General features: G+C 42.0%; 17 protein-coding genes and 2 pseudogenes. 6 read left to right on the top strand and 13 right to left on the bottom strand.

Annotation, left to right across the window (positions count from 1 at the left end; genetic code table 11):
• Positions 1-123 precede the first annotated feature (123 nt).
• Positions 124-1,392, top strand: coding sequence for a magnesium transporter CorA family protein (locus tag B1201_RS06675; protein WP_078192817.1), 1,269 nt, complete (start codon positions 124-126; stop codon positions 1,390-1,392).
• Between the two features lie 35 nt (positions 1,393-1,427).
• Here B1201_RS06675 and B1201_RS17300 read toward each other — a convergent pair.
• From B1201_RS17300 to B1201_RS06625, 11 genes and pseudogenes are all read right to left on the bottom strand, one after another.
• A pseudogene (locus tag B1201_RS17300) lies at positions 1,428-1,567 on the bottom strand (DUF2147 domain-containing protein); the annotation flags it as partial.
• A gap of 110 nt (positions 1,568-1,677) precedes the next feature.
• Positions 1,678-1,860 carry a hypothetical protein gene (locus tag B1201_RS17165; protein WP_228144759.1) on the bottom strand — a complete coding sequence of 61 codons (183 nt, stop codon included), beginning with the start codon at positions 1,858-1,860 and terminating at the stop codon, positions 1,678-1,680.
• 158 nt (positions 1,861-2,018) lie between these two features.
• Complete coding sequence (locus B1201_RS06665) at positions 2,019-2,282, bottom strand: YdcH family protein (protein ID WP_078192816.1); 264 nt, start codon at positions 2,280-2,282, stop codon at positions 2,019-2,021.
• A gap of 81 nt (positions 2,283-2,363) precedes the next feature.
• A pseudogene (locus B1201_RS06660) lies at positions 2,364-2,700 on the bottom strand (chaperone modulator CbpM).
• 10 nt (positions 2,701-2,710) lie between these two features.
• A complete protein-coding gene (locus B1201_RS06655; protein ID WP_078192879.1) occupies positions 2,711-3,673 on the bottom strand; it encodes a DnaJ C-terminal domain-containing protein in 963 nt (320 codons plus the stop codon).
• Positions 3,674-3,814: 141 nt separating this feature from the next.
• On the bottom strand, positions 3,815-4,279 hold the full coding sequence (locus tag B1201_RS06650; RefSeq protein WP_078192815.1) for a DUF2147 domain-containing protein: 465 nt from the start codon (positions 4,277-4,279) through the stop codon (positions 3,815-3,817).
• Between the two features lie 188 nt (positions 4,280-4,467).
• Positions 4,468-4,932 carry a DUF2147 domain-containing protein gene (locus B1201_RS06645; protein WP_078192814.1) on the bottom strand — a complete coding sequence of 155 codons (465 nt, stop codon included), beginning with the start codon at positions 4,930-4,932 and terminating at the stop codon, positions 4,468-4,470.
• Positions 4,933-5,216: 284 nt separating this feature from the next.
• Entirely contained in the window at positions 5,217-5,669 is a 453-nt protein-coding gene (locus B1201_RS06640; RefSeq protein WP_078192813.1) for a DUF2147 domain-containing protein, read from the bottom strand.
• Between the two features lie 247 nt (positions 5,670-5,916).
• Positions 5,917-6,792 (bottom strand): Hsp33 family molecular chaperone HslO, encoded by an 876-nt coding sequence (gene hslO, locus B1201_RS06635; RefSeq protein ID WP_078192812.1) that lies wholly within the window; start codon positions 6,790-6,792, stop codon positions 5,917-5,919.
• Positions 6,793-6,842: 50 nt separating this feature from the next.
• On the bottom strand, positions 6,843-8,684 hold the full coding sequence (locus tag B1201_RS06630; RefSeq protein WP_078192811.1) for a monovalent cation:proton antiporter-2 (CPA2) family protein: 1,842 nt from the start codon (positions 8,682-8,684) through the stop codon (positions 6,843-6,845).
• 79 nt (positions 8,685-8,763) lie between these two features.
• On the bottom strand, positions 8,764-10,986 hold the full coding sequence (locus B1201_RS06625; protein ID WP_078192810.1) for a primosomal protein N': 2,223 nt from the start codon (positions 10,984-10,986) through the stop codon (positions 8,764-8,766).
• A 150-nt stretch (positions 10,987-11,136) separates the two neighbouring features.
• Between B1201_RS06625 and gspF the strand changes: the two genes are divergently transcribed.
• The 4 genes from gspF to B1201_RS06605 all read left to right on the top strand — a co-directional run bounded on the left by gspF (position 11,137) and on the right by B1201_RS06605 (position 14,025).
• Positions 11,137-12,342 carry a type II secretion system inner membrane protein GspF gene (gene gspF, locus B1201_RS06620; protein ID WP_078189785.1) on the top strand — a complete coding sequence of 402 codons (1,206 nt, stop codon included), beginning with the start codon at positions 11,137-11,139 and terminating at the stop codon, positions 12,340-12,342.
• A gap of 36 nt (positions 12,343-12,378) precedes the next feature.
• Entirely contained in the window at positions 12,379-12,816 is a 438-nt protein-coding gene (gspG, locus tag B1201_RS06615) for a type II secretion system major pseudopilin GspG (protein ID WP_078189784.1), read from the top strand.
• 284 nt (positions 12,817-13,100) lie between these two features.
• Entirely contained in the window at positions 13,101-13,436 is a 336-nt protein-coding gene (locus B1201_RS06610; protein ID WP_078192809.1) for a hypothetical protein, read from the top strand.
• A 250-nt stretch (positions 13,437-13,686) separates the two neighbouring features.
• Positions 13,687-14,025 (top strand): tRNA-binding protein, encoded by a 339-nt coding sequence (locus tag B1201_RS06605; RefSeq protein ID WP_078192808.1) that lies wholly within the window; start codon positions 13,687-13,689, stop codon positions 14,023-14,025.
• An 84-nt stretch (positions 14,026-14,109) separates the two neighbouring features.
• Here B1201_RS06605 and lnt read toward each other — a convergent pair whose 3' ends face one another.
• Positions 14,110-15,669, bottom strand: coding sequence for an apolipoprotein N-acyltransferase (lnt, locus tag B1201_RS06600; protein ID WP_078192807.1), 1,560 nt, complete (start codon positions 15,667-15,669; stop codon positions 14,110-14,112).
• On the bottom strand, positions 15,666-16,505 hold the full coding sequence (locus B1201_RS06595) for an HlyC/CorC family transporter (RefSeq protein ID WP_078189781.1): 840 nt from the start codon (positions 16,503-16,505) through the stop codon (positions 15,666-15,668). The genes lnt and B1201_RS06595 overlap by 4 nt, the downstream gene beginning before the upstream one ends.
• Before the next feature lie 200 nt (positions 16,506-16,705).
• Here B1201_RS06595 and tusA point away from each other — a divergent pair, with 200 nt between their 5' ends.
• Complete coding sequence (tusA, locus tag B1201_RS06590; protein ID WP_078189780.1) at positions 16,706-16,963, top strand: sulfurtransferase TusA; 258 nt, start codon at positions 16,706-16,708, stop codon at positions 16,961-16,963.
• Positions 16,964-16,984: the final 21 nt, after the last annotated feature.

Below are 16,984 nucleotides of genomic sequence, written 5' to 3'. Positions count from 1 at the left end.
CAGAGTTTCGGCTCTGTGAATGGATTCACAAAAGCCTTGAGTGTAGTCAGAGTATGAACTTTGACTTGCTCAAGGCTTTTTTTATGGCATCATGCAAAAAGTAAACACAATAATAAATGAGATATGCAAACCTATTATTTTTTTCAGCATCCAACAGCCGCGCATATCTATGTGCAAGACCAAGTGCAATGTGAGCATCATCCTGAACTTGAACCTGAGTTTATTTGGATTGATTGTACCCGTGAAGATGTCGTCAACCGCCCAGAGCAGTGGCAGAGTGATATTTTTCAGGCATCAGATCTACGGGTCAATGAATACCATCTGCGGGATATTTTAAATTTAGAGCATCCGTGTGCCTTTGACACACTCGATGATTATGATTTATTAATTTTTAGAAAAATGGTCACACCCGATGACCAAATTGTTGCAGGTGCAGAAGCTCTTGAAAAGCATGAGCGGGTCTTTGGTTTGGCGACCACCCCGATCAGTTTTTTGATCACGCCCCAAGTGCTGATCACGGTGCGCGAAAAAGGCAACAAAGCCATTGAAAGTTATATCCAACGGATTGAAACTTTAATTTCTCGTCCGATTGATGAACAAAATAAACCACGAAAATTAGCCATTACACCCTTAGATTTGGCATTGCGCTTACTGAATAATATGGTAGATGGTTACTTGGATTTACGTGTTCCTTTGACCCGCCGTGTCGAGTTTTGGCAGCGAGAATTGCTGCAAGGCCATCGGCGTTTTACCAAGTGGCATCAGCTGCTGCAGGAAAATATGGCCTTTCAGCAAGTGGAAAATTTGTGTGAAGAGCAAATTGAAGCCTTGCAAGAACTGCGTGATGAAGTTGTAGATAATTACCCACATTTGAAAGGCAAAAAGCGCAGTGAAAAGCAGGATATCATGCTGGTTCGGGTAGATGATTTAAGCAGTCATATCGAACGCATTCAAAAACACACCACACGATTACGCAGTGCTGTGCAGGCCGCCATTGATCTGCATTTTTCAGCCGTTGCTAACCAAACCAATGAAAATATGCGTATTCTGGCGATTATTACGGCAATTTTCGCACCATTAACCTTATTAACCGGTATATACGGTATGAACTTTGAGTTTATTCCGGGACTCAAATCGCCAACCGGTTTTTGGATCATGCTCGGCATCATGCTGATGACCACGATTTTACTACTGTATTATTTTTATCGACGGCATTTGGTCGGGCGCGGTGAAAAAAGTGTGATTGATATGTTGGCACAGCAGCACGGCGATCAACACATGAATCTGTTTTGGTTTATGGATTATGAACCAATCAAACAGACGGTGAAGGGCACAGTCAAAGGTACGGTTAAAACCATGAAAGAAATTGAGAAGCTGACGAAACTCAAATAATTCGCATCAGCTTCTCAGAAGGATGGGTTTAGTTGTTAATCATTACGAATCCATGTGGTGCTGCGTCCGAATGCAGACACGCCAATATAACCGCGCATGGTTAAGCGTTTTACATTCGCACTTAGCTTGCTTTCTCTTCATAGATATTGCCCTAGAGGGGATCCAGAATGGTTCCATTTCTATATTGATTTGGACGTTGTGGGTCTGATTTAAATTCTTTGATAATTTCGAGGCCCACCAAGGGAGCATTTTCGAGTTTGCCTTTGCATTTTAAGCATATTTCGACTAATGGGGCATTGCAGTGAGTGTTCCACTATACGTCCCGTCGGCATTTTTAACGACGGTGACATCGCCGCGTGAATATCCTGTTTGGTCATCAATTGTTTTCCAAATACTGGTCATATTATTGGCATGCAACAGAGCGCTGAAACTGAGTAATGCTCCAAATAGCACATGATGTATTTGCATGATGAATCCTTTGTCATGATTTTATTGTTTTTTAAAAATCTGCAGTACAACGCGATTTGACCGATCCTTATGGTCTTAGTAATTCAATTGCGTAGCCTTGTGGGTTGTACTGCGAACGACATGCATCATGAAAAATCCCCTATACATGAATCGATATCTCAAGAGATATCATCATTTTCGTTACTTTTCAGCAAGCGATAAATTTCATCTTTTAGCTTTAATTTCTTACGCTTAATGGTCTCAATATCCGTGTTGTGGTGATTGACAGGATTTAATTCCAATTGAATAATTTCACGATCTAACTCATCATGTTCTTCAAAGATCCGCGCAAAATATGGATTTTCATCACGTAACTGAGAGACCAAATCACGGTACTCAGGAAACATGTTTTTGACTTTTTTATTGCAATCTCGTGTTTTCATGGTTGTCGATCACTTCCTCTACAAGACAAACTCTACAAGAAAAGAAAAACGCCCTGCGAGGCAGAGCGTTCATGAATACATTTAATGTGAATGAAACTGTTGGTGTTTGACTTGGCGACGTAGTTGTTGAACTTCGTCAATTAAATCAAGCATCATAGCGACCGCAGTAAAACTGGCATCGAAATCTCGTTGAAGCCGATACGCACGCCGTGCGCGAGATATAATCGCCAAAAAATTGATGAATCCTGTCTTCTGAACGGCTAGGCAGAATATCGTATTCGAGTAGTTGCAGAACCCATTCTGGACTTTGCCCACAGGCAGAGGCAAAGTGTTGTAGATCAAAACTACTTTTTTCGTCTACGATTTCAGTCTGTTTACATCCGTCACAGACAATTTCACGATAATGAATTGTTGTCATGGTGCTCTCCTTAAGACTGTCGTGGATTAAATGACGGAAAAGCTTGAGCAAAAGCCGCATATGCTTGTTGCTCTTGTTCGGTTTGTGCAGCTGGTATCTGTATATTTAAAATCAGGTAAAGGTGTCCGGGTGTTTTGTTTGGTATCCCTTTGTCCTTTAATCGTAGCTGCTGCCCAGTACGTGCATTTTTAGGAATTTGTAGTTCTAATGTTTTGCCATCAGGACTGGTAAATGCAATTTTTTGACCCAATGCGGCTTCCCATGGGCTGATATTCAGTTGTTGGAAAATATCAACGCCTTCTACACGGGTTTGCTCAGTTTGTTTATACAAAATTTCAATGTATAAATCGCCGGCGGCTCCACCGTTATAGCCAGCTTGCCCTTGGCCGGAGAGTCGAATTTGTTGACCTGATTTCATACCTGCAGGAATTTTGACTTGCAGGGTTTTACGTTGGACTTCAGGCTCACCATGGGCGTTGAGGCTTGGAATCTGTAAGGTGATATTCTGCGTTGCACCATGAAATGCGATTTCTAAATCCACTTCTAAACTGGCGTGTTGGTCTTCACCACGGAAGCTCTTGGTTTGGCGGTTTGCACGTTGATACTGATAGTCACCGCCACCAAAGCCTTGCCCAAAACGACCAAACAAGTCTTCAAATCCACTAAAGTCCGCATGCTGACCATCACTCGTCGATTGGCGATAAAACTGAGATTGGTCAAAACCACCTTGGTTGCCAGCATTAAACCCAGCAAATCCTTGAGGATGATCGAGTTCAAAATCGTATTGTTTTTTCTTTTCGGCATCACTTAAAGTGTCGTATGCAACATTAATCGCTTGCATACGCGTTTCAGCATCAGCCTCTTTACTGACGTCAGGGTGATATTTACGCGCTAATTTTCGATAGGCTTTTTTTATTTGATCAGCCGAAGCATCTCGGGCGATCCCTAAAGTTTGATAGTGATTGTCTGGCATACTCTCTGTATAAATATTGATCATGTTTTAATCAATATAGAAGGGTTCATCAAACTGTCATAGGGGCAAACTGCATCTTATTGTTTCAAAACATGACAATAAAAAAGCCTCACGAGGAGGCTTTTAAAAACACATTTAAAATTAATATTTTATCCAAGTGACACTACGACCAATCACAGATACACCAACATACCCACGTATAGTTAAATGTTTTCCTGAAGCACTAAGTCTTGCTTTGCCTTTATAGATTTTTCCACCAATCGGGTCCAGAACTTTACCGTTTTGGAATTCACGTGGATTTTTTGGATCTTGTTTAAAGTCCCAAATAAATGGCAAGCCGATAAAAGGTTTATTTTTCAATTCACCTGGGCAGTTCGAGCAGACGCCCATTTTTTCAGTGCCAGGGACATTGCGTGTGGTGACAATGATGCCTTCATAGCTTCCATCGGCTTTTTTGCGAATTTCAACGTCTGCACGCGAATATCCTGTACGGTCATCGACGGTTTTCCACTTCCCCACTAGCGGATCGGTTTCCGCAGCGATTGACAATCCTGACAAAGTGCTAAGTAGTATTCCGGCAAATAATTGTTGATATATTTTTTTCATTTCATCCCCTGAAAATTCAGAATTGTGTTTTTAGAGTAAGTTGCCTAATTTATATATAAAGTCCTACAAAATCAATGTGATAGTTTGTGATGTATTTGGCATATTTTTTTAAAACGCTGCTTTAATATGGAGTTTTTACTCTAATTTTTAAGTTAAAAAAGGCCTTTAATGATTTAAAGGCCTCGTGCTTAGTTTTTGACCCAAGTGACATTGCGTCCAATTGCAGAGCCTTCAGTACGACCATTGATGATCAAATGCTTACCATTATTCATCAAACGAGCGCGTGCATTGTAGTGCTTGCCTGATTTGGGATCGAGCATCACTCCACCCACAAATTCATTGGGCTTTTCTGGATCAGCGCTTAGGCCGCTTAAAGTGGTTAAACCGACCATGGGTTTATTTTTCTGAGCACCGGTGCATTGCGTGCATGTCGAAACATTTGCCGTTCCCGGTACGCTTCGGCTTTGGATAATGGTGGCTGAATACAGGTCATGCTTATCTTTGCGAATCACCACATCGGCAAGGGAATAACCTGTTCTATCATCAATGGTTTTCCATGTCCCCACTAAGGGGTCAATCGCTGCAAAAGCAGAGGATAAACTGCAGATGGAGAACATGCCGAACAGGATAGAAGAGAGGAGTTTAACAGCCATATAATTACCCACATTACACAAAAAGCGGATGCCTAAAACTTAAAGGCATAAAAATATTATGGGTTTAATGTAGCCTGAAATAATATGAATATTCTAGTGATTTTTTAAGAATTGGTATTTATATTTTGAGCCAAAACATGAACGAGTTGGCGCTAAATAAGGTTTATGCTGAACGTCTACGCACTAGTAAAATAGTCGGAATTCATCTCAAAGTAGATTGTTATTGGCATGATGAACTCGTCTGGAGTTGAGTTCATCATGCCAATGAAAGCCAAAAGGCCGCTTTAGTTGACGCGGATCCAAGATACCGTCCGGCCGAGAAGCGTGGTCCCGACATACCCTCGAAGTGTCAGGACATTGCCGCGCGCATTCAATTGCCCTTTACCTTGATAGGTATTGCCTGAAAGTGGGTCGATCACCTTGCCATCGGTATAGGCATTCTCTTTTGCATTATGTTTAAAGCCAGAGAAGATCGGTAAACCAATTAAGGGTGCATTTTTGAGTTTACCTTCGCATTTTTCACAAATCGTGGTGACAGGGCGGTTAGGGATGGCATGTACTTTGGTGATTTTACCGCTATAGCTGCCGTCTTTTAATTTGGTGATTTGGACTTCAGCACGGGCATAGCCTGTTTTATCATCTATGGTTTTCCATGTCCCGACAAGGTCTGCTGCATGTGCTGTCATTGGGCCAAAGCAGAACATGGCTAAAAGAATAGCGAGTGTTTTGAATTTCATATTTTATCCAGTTTTTTTTACATTATTTTTCTATTAAAAATAAAGCTTTGTTGGTTTTTTTGACTTTATTTCTGGCGCGATTCTACTCGAAAAAAAATTGATCGCAAATACAGCTGATCATCTTGAGGTTATAAAGTTCGCAACCATTCGACTAAGCGGAAGAAAGTAGCTGTTCTAAATTTAATGGGAATAATAAAAAAGCACCCCGAAGGATGCTTAGATTTAGGCTTTCAATCATCACGATGATTTAGCTGAGGTGTTGACCAAAAAGGGATAAAGCTTCTTCTGCAGTAAAGGTATATTTTGTATTACAGAATTGGCAATCCATTTCAATTGGGTTTTGAAACTCTAGGGTTTCACGAACTGCAGCAACACCGATTTGTTCAAGTGCTGTCGCACAGCGTTCTTTTGAACACGTGCAGCCAAATTTTAAGGCTTCAGTTTCAGGTAGACGAACTTCTTCTTCGTTGTATAAACGATATAAGATTTCATTTGCGGATAAAGACGTTAACTCTTCTGCTTTTAATGTCTCAGTCAGCATGGTTAAACGTGGCCATAGATCTTCATCGACACGGCGTTGTTCTTCTTCGTTGTTACGTGGTAATAATTGAATCAGTAAACCACCTGAACGGCTGTTGCTGCTTGCTAAGACGATACGTGTTGGGATCTGTGCAGATAGATCATAATATTGCATCAAGCAACCCGCTAATGTCGGTTTGTCTAAAGGTACAATCCCTTGATAACGCTCACCAAATTCAGGCTCGATATTAATGAAAAGCACTGGGTTTACCAAGGCTTTTAGTATCGTGCTGCTGTCTTCAGCAGCTTGAAAGTGCGGGTCTTCTTCATAATCTGCAAGTGCGCGAACTTCACCGAGATGATTACATTCCGCCATTGCCCATTTAAATGTGCCTGCTGCCTGAATTTGTAAGCTAATACGACCTTTAATTTTTAAGGTGCTGGCCAACAAGGCAGTCGCGCTGAGCATTTCACCCAAGAGAATTTGTACAGCAGGTGCATAGTCACGCTGTGCAAGAATCGTTTGTAGGGCTTCTTCAAGATGAACCACTTCTCCACGAACAGGGCTATCTTCAATAAAAAAGCGTTGGCGTAAATCTGACATAAAATTCTCCATAACCCTGCTTTAATGGTGACGATATTGTAAAACACAAGTCATTCATTATCATCTCTTGTGACATCAATACGATGACGTTGTAAGCTGCGTTGTAAATCAACACCTGTAGGTTTTTCACGGGCTTGCGCATCGCTTTCAAACAAATGTTCCAGTTCAGCTAAAGCGTTACGATGCGTTTCATAAATCTTTTGTTCATCGGTATAGATTTGCTGCTGTTGAGTCAGCAGTTTCTCATCATAATCACGGAACAATTCGATACTCTTATAGGCATCTTCATCGCTGATGCCTAAGTCGCACAGCATGTGATAGGCCATTCCTAAAGAGGATAAATAGGTTTCACGCCAAATATGCTCAATCCCCAAATCACGCAGCAGATGCACCTGATGACGGTCACGCGCACGGACCAATAATTTTAACTGAGGGTAATTCAGGCGAATATGACGCGCCACGTTCATCGAGTCTTCAATATCATCTATGGCAAGGACAAACACTTTGGCATGTTCAATGCCCGCAGCGCGTAAAATATCTGGTTGTGTGGCATCGCCATAATACAGATGACCACCATAATTACGTACGAAATCGACTTTGTCTAAGTTGCTATCAATGGCGGTAAAAGACAAATGCTGTAAATGCGCCACACGAGCAATGATTTGTCCAAAACGTCCAAAGCCGGCAATAATCACAGGATTATGTTCATCCGGAATGTCGTCATATTCGGGGATGGTTTTTGGATTAAAACGCGGCAAAATTTGTGATTGTATTAACCAGTACAACATTGGGGTCAACACCATCGACAAAGTGACGATGAGGGTTAATGGCTCCAAAATGGCTTGCTGTACGACATTTTCACTTTTCGCCACACTAAAGACCACAAAGGCAAATTCACCGCCTTGAGCCAAACAGGTCGCCAGTAAAATACTGTTGCGCCATGAATTTTTGAGATAACGTGCAATCGCGGTAACTGACGCCATTTTGATGAGCAGCAGTGCCAACGCACCACCGATAATGAACCATGGCATTTCAACAAACAACGACAGTTCCGTGGTCATGCCCACGGTCATAAAGAACAGACCAAGTAAAAGCCCTTTAAACGGAGCAATACTGGCTTCGAGTTCATGGCGGAATTCAGAGTCTGCCAATAGTACGCCAGTCAAAAATGCTCCGAGTGTGGTACTGATGCCAAGTACATCCATCAACACCACGACACCCAGCACTATAAATAAACCGACAGCGGTGATCAGTTCATGCGCACCACTTTTCGCGACGAAGCGGAAAAAAGGCCGCATTAAGTATCGACTAAATAAAAATAAGCCTGAAAAAGTCGCAATGATGGCAGCGAAATAGGCGATTCCGTGATGTGATGATTCTGTCCCTGCGAGCAGGGGAATGACTGCAATCAGGGGAATTGCGGCCATATCTTGAAACAGCAAAATCGAAAAGGATTGCTGCCCATAGGTGGTGTTCAATTGCTGCTTCTCACTCAGCATCTGCAAGACAAAGGCAGTAGAAGAAAGAGCGAGAGCGAAACCGATAACGATACTGGCTGCAATGCCTTGTTGTAATGCAAAAAAACTGCCTAGCGCTAAAACAAGACCGGTCAGACCGACTTGTAAACTCCCCATGCCGAAAATAGAACTACGCATACTCCATAGACGCTGTGGACGGAGTTCGAGGCCGATCAGGAACATCAGTAAGATCACGCCAAACTCAGCGAGATCTTGGATCGCTTGGGGATCACTGGCAATGTTAAAGACATCGGGGCCGAGCAAAATACCAGTGAACAGATATCCCAATACCGTTGCAATACCAAAGCGCTTGAGCAAAGGGACAAGCAATAAGGATGCGCCAAGGAAAATTGTGATCTGTAACAGTAGTGACATTTACTCGTCCTAGAGTTGTGTTTTTGGTCGAAAGTTGCAATTCAGTATGACTGATATTTTCAGACTGAATTGTACGCGTTTAACTAAGTTCCTGTGGGTCTATATCGAGGCTCAATTTCATATTTGATGGCTTGTTATGCAAGATGTTTTGCCACCAATAACGCAGATAATAATGTAAGCGCGCACGATCTGTAGACAGTAAAACCATGTGGGATTGGTAACGTCCGGCTTTGCGCTCCATCGGGGCAGGAATCGGCCCCCAAATATCAATAATTCCAGCAGAGTCCTGACGCAGCAATTGGGCATGTTGCTGTAAAAATTCAGTATTGAGTTCTTGGTTTTTTGACTCACAGCGTACCAATGCGGCATAGCGAAACGGTGGCATTTGTGCCATTTCCCGTTCTTTCATGGTTTCTTTGGCAAATTTTCGATAGTTCTCATTGACCAAAATATTCAAAAGCGGATGGTCGGGTCTTAATGTTTGTAGGAATACATCGCCTTTACGTTCGCCACGGCCGGCACGCCCTGTGACTTGCACAATGAGTTGAGCGGTACGTTCGATGGCACGGAAGTCCACACTCAGCAGACCTGAATCGATATCTAAAATCGCCACCAAGGTGACGTAAGGAAAATGATGACCTTTGGCCAGCATTTGCGTACCAAGCAAAATAGCAGGCTCACTTTTTTGAATTTTGTCATAAATCTTTTGCCAACTACCAACGCGGCTGGTTGAGTCACGATCCACTCGAATGATGTCATGTTCAGGAAACAACTCATTTAAACTTTCTTCAACTTTGGCTGTGCCCATCCCAATAGATTTGAGCTCCTGATGATTACACTGTGGACAGTGATCTGGCATACGGTGAATGGTGCCGCAGTGATGACAATGTAAATGTTGATAAGGTGTACGATGAACCGTGAAATTGGCATCACAGTGTGGACATTTGGCCTGCCATGCACAACTTTCACAAATCAGTACAGGTGCATAACCGCGGCGGTTTAAAAACACCAATACTTGCTCTTTTTTTTCAAGGCGCTTACGGATTTCACCAATTAATAATTGGCTAATTCCATGCTGTTTCTGTGCCACTTTCAGATCAAGGATGTGCATTTTCGGCATGACCGCGGTGCCTGCGCGTTGGTTTAGTTCCAAAATTGTCATCTTGCCTTGTTTGGCAAGGGCATAGCATTCAATGCTAGGCGTGGCAGAACCTAAAATTACGGGGCATTCTTCCAGATGCCCACGATAAAGTGCGACATCCCGAGCGTGATAGCGAAAGCCTTCTTGTTGTTTAAAGGACAGATCATGCTCTTCATCAATCACAATTAAACCTAGATTAGGCAGTGGCGTATAAATCGCAGAACGTGTGCCTAAAATAATTGACGCCTTACCTGTTTGCGCAGCTTGCCAAGCTTGCATACGTTTTGAATCGTTTAACCCCGAATGTAATAGGGCAATATTGCAATGAAAACGTGATTGGAAGCGGCTAATGGTCTGTGGGGTGAGTCCAATCTCAGGAACTAAAACCAAGACCTGTTTGCCTTGCTTGAGAACCTCTTGCATGATTTGTAAATAGACTTCAGTTTTACCACTGCCAGTTAAGCCATCGAGCAGGAAGGCCTGATATTTTTTACGTGCTTTTAATACGCTATCGATCGCTTTTTTTTGGTCAGGGTTTGCTGTAAGTGGCATTTGCGCCATGCTCATCGGCATCGGGCTAAAGTCTTGTTCTGCTAACACACATTCGCAGATGCCTTTTTTCTCTAAGGCTTTGAGTGTTGCTGTTTCCACACCTGACAAATTTAAAAGATTTTCACCTGTGCCTGTGGGATGTAATTTTAGCATTTTATACGCTTCTTGTTGACGCTCTGAACGTTTAATTTTGGCTTCAGCATTATGGTCAATCAGATTCCATGTCCGTGCCAATAAATTATAGGGCTTTCCTTGGCGTAACAGCGTCGGAAGGGCAGTTTGCATCACTTCACCAATCGGAAATTGGTAATACTGTGCAGACCATGTCAATAAATTTAAAACTTTCTCATCTAAAATGGCACGATCATCAAGAAGTTCAGTAATGGCCTTGAGTTTAAAGCTTGAATTGAGTGGTGCATCGGGTGCAATTTTTTCCACGATGATGCCGGTCAAATTTTGCCGACCAAAAGATACAGCAACGCGTGCACCTACTTCAGCTTGTTGGTATTGCTCTTGGCTTAAGCTGTAATCGAAGCAGTCGTATAAATATACCGGAACGGCGACTCGAACGCGGTAAATAGGTGTTGCAATGCTCGCTGAATTTGCCATAAAACGTGGATAAGTTCCTGATTAAATTTCGTCGTGATCGTAAAGGAGTTGTGTTAGAGTGAGCTCATATTTTATATCTAAGAATATGAATGATTTTGATGGTCAGACGCAACTGCGCTGATAGAAATTTTGGAAAATTAGAGCATTACAATGCCTGCATATCAGTTTACTGCCATAGACGCTTCAGGGAAGCAGCAGAAGGGTGTACTTGAGGGTGATTCTGCGCGTCAAATTCGTCAACAGCTCAGAGATCAGTCACTCATTCCAGTTGCTGTCGATCCGATAGAGCAAAAAGACAAACACGCGCAGCAGCGCTGGTTTCAAAAAGGGCTGAATGCCTATGACTTGGCTTTATTGACTCGCCAACTTTCAGTTTTGGTTGCCGCTGCGATTCCATTAGAAGAAGCGATTCGTGCTGTGGGAAAACAAAACGAAAAAGCCCATGTGCAAAACCTGTTGATGTCGGTGCGTTCTAAAGTTTTGGAAGGGCATTCTTTAGCCAACGCACTACAACAAGCGGGACGCTTTCCGGAACTGTATATTGCCACGATTGCAGCAGGTGAGCGTTCAGGTCATCTCGATCTCATTCTCGACCAACTTGCCGATTACACCGAAAACCGCTTCGCCATGCAAAAAAAAGTGCAGGGTGCGATGATTTATCCCATCATCCTGATGTTAATGTCTTTCGGTATTGTGATGGGACTCATGACCTATGTGGTCCCAGATATTGTCAAAACCTTTGACCAAAGCAAAGATGCCTTGCCGTGGATAACGGTCGCTTTAATGAAAGCCAGTGATTTTATTCGAATGGCCTGGCCATTTTTATTGGTTGGTAGCGTAGTCTCGATTTTTCTCTTGGTTCGATTCCTCAGAACAGCGGCGGGACATTATGCCTTTGACCGATTGACCTTGAAATTACCGTTATTTTCCAAACTGTCTAAAGGCATTAATGCCGCTCGTTTTGCCAGTACCTTGTCGATTTTAACCAAGTCTGGCGTGCCATTGGTCGATGCTTTAAAAATTGGCGCAGCGGTCAGTAATAATTGGGTGATTCGAGATTCGGTCAACCTTGCGGCAGAGAAAGTAACAGAAGGTGGTAATTTAGCAACACAGCTTGAGCGAAGTGGTTATTTCCCACCGATGATGGTACAAATGATCAAAAGTGGTGAAAGTTCAGGCGAATTAGACCGGATGCTAGAACGTGCGTCGACGATGCAAGACCGAGAAGTGACGACTTTAATTTCAACTTTATTGGCGTTGCTTGAACCGCTGATGTTGGTATTTATGGCGAGCATTGTACTGGTGATCGTGATTGCTGTGATGCTGCCAATCGTGAATATGAATAATATGATTTAAGACATTCGAACAATGATGTGAATAGAGATTTGTAACATGCAAGTGAAGACAAAAAATATGAAGCAACAAGGTTTTACTTTAATTGAAGTGATGGTGGTCATTGTCATTTTAGGTGTTTTGGCTGCGCTGATTGTACCGAACGTGATGGGCCGTGGTGAAAAAGCCAAAGTTGATACTACGGCCATTACTTTAAAAAGTGTCGCTGGCTCATTAGATCAATACAAAATGGATAATGGTAAATTCCCTTCAATGCAAGACGGTGGATTAAATGCTTTGGTCACTAAACCTGAGTCTGCTAAAAACTGGTTGCCGGGTGGCTATATCAAAGGTGGCTATCCAAAAGACAGTTGGGACAATGACATTCAATATGTGATTCCAGGTTCTGAAGGCCGTCCTTATGATCTTTATTCATTTGGTGCGGATGGTCAGTCTGGCGGTGAAGAAAATGATGCCGATATTTACTATAAACACTAACTGAGAATAATTATAAATTCAGTTTTAATGGAATTAATCACTTCACTTAATAGTGATGTTTCAATATTGAGTGAAGTGATAATAAATCTTAATTATAAAATTAATATTAAGTTGTTGAATTTACTTTAAATAAAATAATGCAAAATATGTGATATTTATAATAAGAATTATTCCCAATTTTATTGATTACAATAATCGCAAAATATGAATAAATATAGGCTTTTCATTTAAATAAAACCGAGCATAATATCTTTTATGGTACTTTTTTAGCCATGGAGGATAGTATGAAAGCATTATTATTAACGGATGAAATTAACCAATTTCATTGGTCTATGCTGAAATCTGTTCTTTTGATTTTAAGTATTCTGCCGATCAGTCAAGGCATTGTGTATTTATGGCAAAGCACTGAGGGCAGTAGCCAAATTATGGTGGGCTTCTTTGCCATGAGCTTAATGAGTTCATTACTGGCTTTAAGTTTTTGGTCTGCATTAAAAGCGACTGTGGCAAATTTAAAACAAGAACATGCATCTGCCATCGAACAACTGGTTGTTCGTCTTTATCGATATATTCCAATGGTATCTTTAGCTGCCATGCTTTCCTATTTAGTTACGCAGTTATAACCCCAAAATTAAACCTTCAAAACTGGAGCTTGCTCCAGTTTTTTTATGTCTCGTGTTAATGAACAGTTCGTAGCGTACATCAAGGCATACTTCTACATGATACGCGCTATAACATAACCTTGCTTTGTCCGTTTTGACGCATCGAATGTCTGTTTCACATATGGTCAGCCTGAATGAAATTTTTATAATCTTTACATATCAGATCTTAGATAGTTAGATGAAGTACAACAAAGAAAAGAAAGAGGGAAAAATGCAACAGATCGATTGGCAAGATTTTTTGAAAGTTGAATTACGTGTGGGGAAAATTGTGCAGGCTGAAGTCTTTGAGCAAGCACGTAAACCCGCGTACATTCTCCATGTGGATTTTGGAGAGGAACTGGGCATTAAAAAATCCAGTGCGCAAATTACACAGCTATATCAGCCGGAAAATCTATTGGGAAAATTGGTCGTTGCCGTCGTGAATTTTCCAAAAAAACAAATTGGTCCGATCCAGTCAGAGTGTTTGGTCACAGGCTTTCATAATGCAGATGGGCATGTTGCTCTTTGTGTGCCTGAGGCAGAGATTCCCCTAGGCACCAAGTTACTTTGAAAAAGTAGGGTGAACTGGCACCCTGAAAGTTTATCAATAAAAAACCGAGCTTTGGCTCGGTTTTTTTGATCTTTTGTAGCGGAATTAACGGCGTGATTTAAAAGAAATATCAACTTTACGCGGGCGATAAATCCAACCGAGAACCAATAACAAGAATGAGAAAATCAACACAGGCCAATCACTTAAGCGTGTGTAAAGTGTCTCGCCTTGCATGGCGGGTAAATCACCACGCAGTACCGCATCTTTATCCATCGGTGCCTGCTTCACAATGTGACCATTATGATCAATAAAGGCGGTAATGCCGGTATTGGTTGCACGGATAAACCAACGGCCATTTTCTTTGGCACGCATTTGAACCATTTGTAGGTGCTGATGCGGGCTCGCTGTTCCAGTAAACCATGCGTCATTGGAAATGGTCACCAGATAATCACTTTGACTGGCATTACGGCGCGTTAAGTTGGGATAAGCCACTTCATAGCAAATCGCTGCACCTAAATCATGACCTTTAATATTCAAAGGCTTTTGGTTATTTTCACCACGTGAAAAGCCACTCATCGACGGGTCATTTTGTAGGGCAGGCAGTACCCAACTTAACATCCCTGAAAGCGGAATGTATTCACCAAACGGAACTAGGCGTTGCTTCTTATATAGACCAGAAGATTCATCACCAGTTGCCATGATGGTGTTGTAATACATAGGGTGTTGGTTTTGCTGTGATTCCGCTAAATCCCAATAGGGAATACCTGTCACCCAAGCCGTCCCTGTTTTATTGGCTTGGACTTTCATCGCATCCAGAAACGGCTCAATATCGGTTTGGAACATTGGAATGGAGGATTCCGGCCAAACAATGACATCACGCCCCCATTCGGTCCGACTTAATGACGCATATTTCATTAAGGTTTGAGCTTGGTATTCTGTTAACCATTTTAAATCTTGTGGAATATTGCCTTGAATTAAGGAAACACTCAGCGGTTTTTCATTTTTAGGCTGAACAAATTGCAGTTGCGCTGCACCCCATGCGCCGAGCAAAACAAGGGCAGATGGAACAATCCAAAATATGCGTTTACGCAGGATTTCAACTAAGGCACAGGCCAATAAAATGACCGCAAAAGACACCCCAAAGATCCCGAATAATGGCGCATAGCCATCGAGGAACCGTTCAGTAAAGGCATAACCTGCAAACAGCCATGGAAAACCGGTAAAGACCCAAGTTTTACTCCACTCGAAAAACACCCACAGTGGCGCAAAGGTCAGTGGGGTTTCTGGAAAGAAGCGGCGGTAGAGCCAACTCTGAACTGCGGTAAACAGCCCCATCACAATCGCCATAATGGCAATCATCAAAACACTGAGTGCTGAATTGGTATCACCATAGACATGGATTGAGGTATATAGCCAAAAAGCCCCGACAAACCATAAGCCAAAGCCATAAGCTAGACCAATGAAAAACGATTGTTTAGGTGCACGTTGACTTAGGCAGGCATACAACAGGGCTGGAGATAAAATTGCCAACCACCAATAATGATAAGGTGCCAGCGACAAGCTGAATATGGCACCTGAAAATAATGCGATCAGCAAAGGATAGATGAAAGGTAGCTGTTTTTTTTGTTGTGAGTGGTTTAGCAGCTTATCAAAGTAGGTTCTCATTTACGGACAGCTCGGATCAGATGAATGGTACGTGCATCTGCCTCCAAAATGGTAAACTCCCAGTTTTCAAGTTCAATCACTTGACCTTGTAAATCACTGACCAAGCCCATTTCTTGTAGCAGTAAGCCGCCCACAGTTTCTACTTCATCATCTGAAAAATCAGCATCTAAAAGATTGTTAAAGTGTTCAATTGGTGTAAGTGCTTGAACCAACCATGTATTTGCACTTAGTGGATCTTCATCTGGAATGATAAATTGAGCTTCTTCATCGACTTTGTCGTGTTCGTCTTCAATTTCACCTACAATTTCTTCAAGAATATCTTCTAAAGTCACTAAACCTGAAGTTGTACCATATTCATCAATCACTACAGCGATATGGGTTTGGGTATTTTTTAACATACGTAAAACTTGGTCAGAACGCGCGCTCTCGGGTACAAATAAGGGTTGACGCATTAATGCACGAATATCGACTTTGGTGGTCGGTTCTGTCAAAAATGGCAACAAATCTTTGGCCAACAAAATACCGACAACATTGTCTGGCTGGTCTGAGGAAAACACTGGGAAACGTGAGTGTGCAGATTCAACAAGTACATGCAAAATATCTAATAGCTCATCATCTTCTTGCAAGCTGATCATCGCAGTACGGGGGGTCATGACCTCGCGGATTTTAGTTGCAGGTAAGTCGAGTACCCCTTCGAGCATGGCAACTGTATCGGGTTCTAAGAAGCGACGTGAATCTTGTACCAATTTCAACAGTTCGTCACGGGTTTCTGGTGCAGTGCCCAGCCATTTACGTAAGCCGCGCATGCCCCACGACGGGCCGGATTCCTCTTGCATGATCTTTCCTAAAGACTCTTAATATCTAATAAATGATGATTTTATCATACCGTAGAAAATACAGTTGTCTATTGTTAATGTTGATCTAGATGATGAGCGATCAAGTCATTTTAAGAGACTTTCACCTGCATTTTTCAAGCTAACATTCAGTCTTCAGGATTATGCTAAAATAGCCTTAGATTTTAATGCTGAGTTTTCTAATGTCTGAGCCTTCTGTGCCCCCATCAATTCAATTAAACACCCGTGGCTTACGTTGCCCTGAGCCTGTGATGATGTTGCATCAAGCCATTCGTAAATCAAAATCGGGCGATATTGTTGAGGTTTTTGCAACAGATAATTCGACCTCTTGGGATATTCCGAAATTTTGTATGCATTTAGGGCATGAGCTTTTGCTTCAAGAAGAACGTCTTGATGAAAATGGAAATAAAGAATTCCATTATTTGGTTCAGAAAGGTTAATTTAAGAGATTGTAAAAAATA

This window comes from Acinetobacter sp. ANC 5600 (assembly GCF_002018395.1).
GTDB classification, from domain to species: Bacteria; Pseudomonadota; Gammaproteobacteria; order Pseudomonadales; family Moraxellaceae; genus Acinetobacter; species Acinetobacter amyesii.
The sequence above is the reverse complement of the archived record's forward strand: the minus strand, read 5'-3'. Positions and strand labels throughout refer to the sequence as shown.

Bases quoted from the DNA above. Each gene is read 5' to 3' on its own strand.
- B1201_RS06675 (WP_078192817.1), top strand. From the start codon at position 124: ATGCAAACCTATTATTTTTTTCAGCATCCAACAGCCGCGCATATCTAT.
- hslO (WP_078192812.1), bottom strand. From the start codon at position 6,792: ATGTCAGATTTACGCCAACGCTTTTTTATTGAAGATAGCCCTGTTCGT.
- gspG (WP_078189784.1), top strand. From the start codon at position 12,379: ATGCAAGTGAAGACAAAAAATATGAAGCAACAAGGTTTTACTTTAATT.
- gspF (WP_078189785.1), top strand. From the start codon at position 11,137: ATGCCTGCATATCAGTTTACTGCCATAGACGCTTCAGGGAAGCAGCAG.
- B1201_RS17165 (WP_228144759.1), bottom strand. From the start codon at position 1,860: ATGCAAATACATCATGTGCTATTTGGAGCATTACTCAGTTTCAGCGCT.
- lnt (WP_078192807.1), bottom strand. From the start codon at position 15,669: ATGAGAACCTACTTTGATAAGCTGCTAAACCACTCACAACAAAAAAAA.
- B1201_RS06640 (WP_078192813.1), bottom strand. From the start codon at position 5,669: ATGAAATTCAAAACACTCGCTATTCTTTTAGCCATGTTCTGCTTTGGC.
- B1201_RS06645 (WP_078192814.1), bottom strand. From the start codon at position 4,932: ATGGCTGTTAAACTCCTCTCTTCTATCCTGTTCGGCATGTTCTCCATC.
- B1201_RS06595 (WP_078189781.1), bottom strand. From the start codon at position 16,505: ATGCAAGAGGAATCCGGCCCGTCGTGGGGCATGCGCGGCTTACGTAAA.
- B1201_RS06655 (WP_078192879.1), bottom strand. From the start codon at position 3,673: ATGCCAGACAATCACTATCAAACTTTAGGGATCGCCCGAGATGCTTCG.
- tusA (WP_078189780.1), top strand. From the start codon at position 16,706: ATGTCTGAGCCTTCTGTGCCCCCATCAATTCAATTAAACACCCGTGGC.
- B1201_RS06605 (WP_078192808.1), top strand. From the start codon at position 13,687: ATGCAACAGATCGATTGGCAAGATTTTTTGAAAGTTGAATTACGTGTG.
- B1201_RS06665 (WP_078192816.1), bottom strand. From the start codon at position 2,282: ATGAAAACACGAGATTGCAATAAAAAAGTCAAAAACATGTTTCCTGAG.
- B1201_RS06650 (WP_078192815.1), bottom strand. From the start codon at position 4,279: ATGAAAAAAATATATCAACAATTATTTGCCGGAATACTACTTAGCACT.
- B1201_RS06630 (WP_078192811.1), bottom strand. From the start codon at position 8,684: ATGTCACTACTGTTACAGATCACAATTTTCCTTGGCGCATCCTTATTG.
- B1201_RS06625 (WP_078192810.1), bottom strand. From the start codon at position 10,986: ATGGCAAATTCAGCGAGCATTGCAACACCTATTTACCGCGTTCGAGTC.
- B1201_RS06610 (WP_078192809.1), top strand. From the start codon at position 13,101: ATGAAAGCATTATTATTAACGGATGAAATTAACCAATTTCATTGGTCT.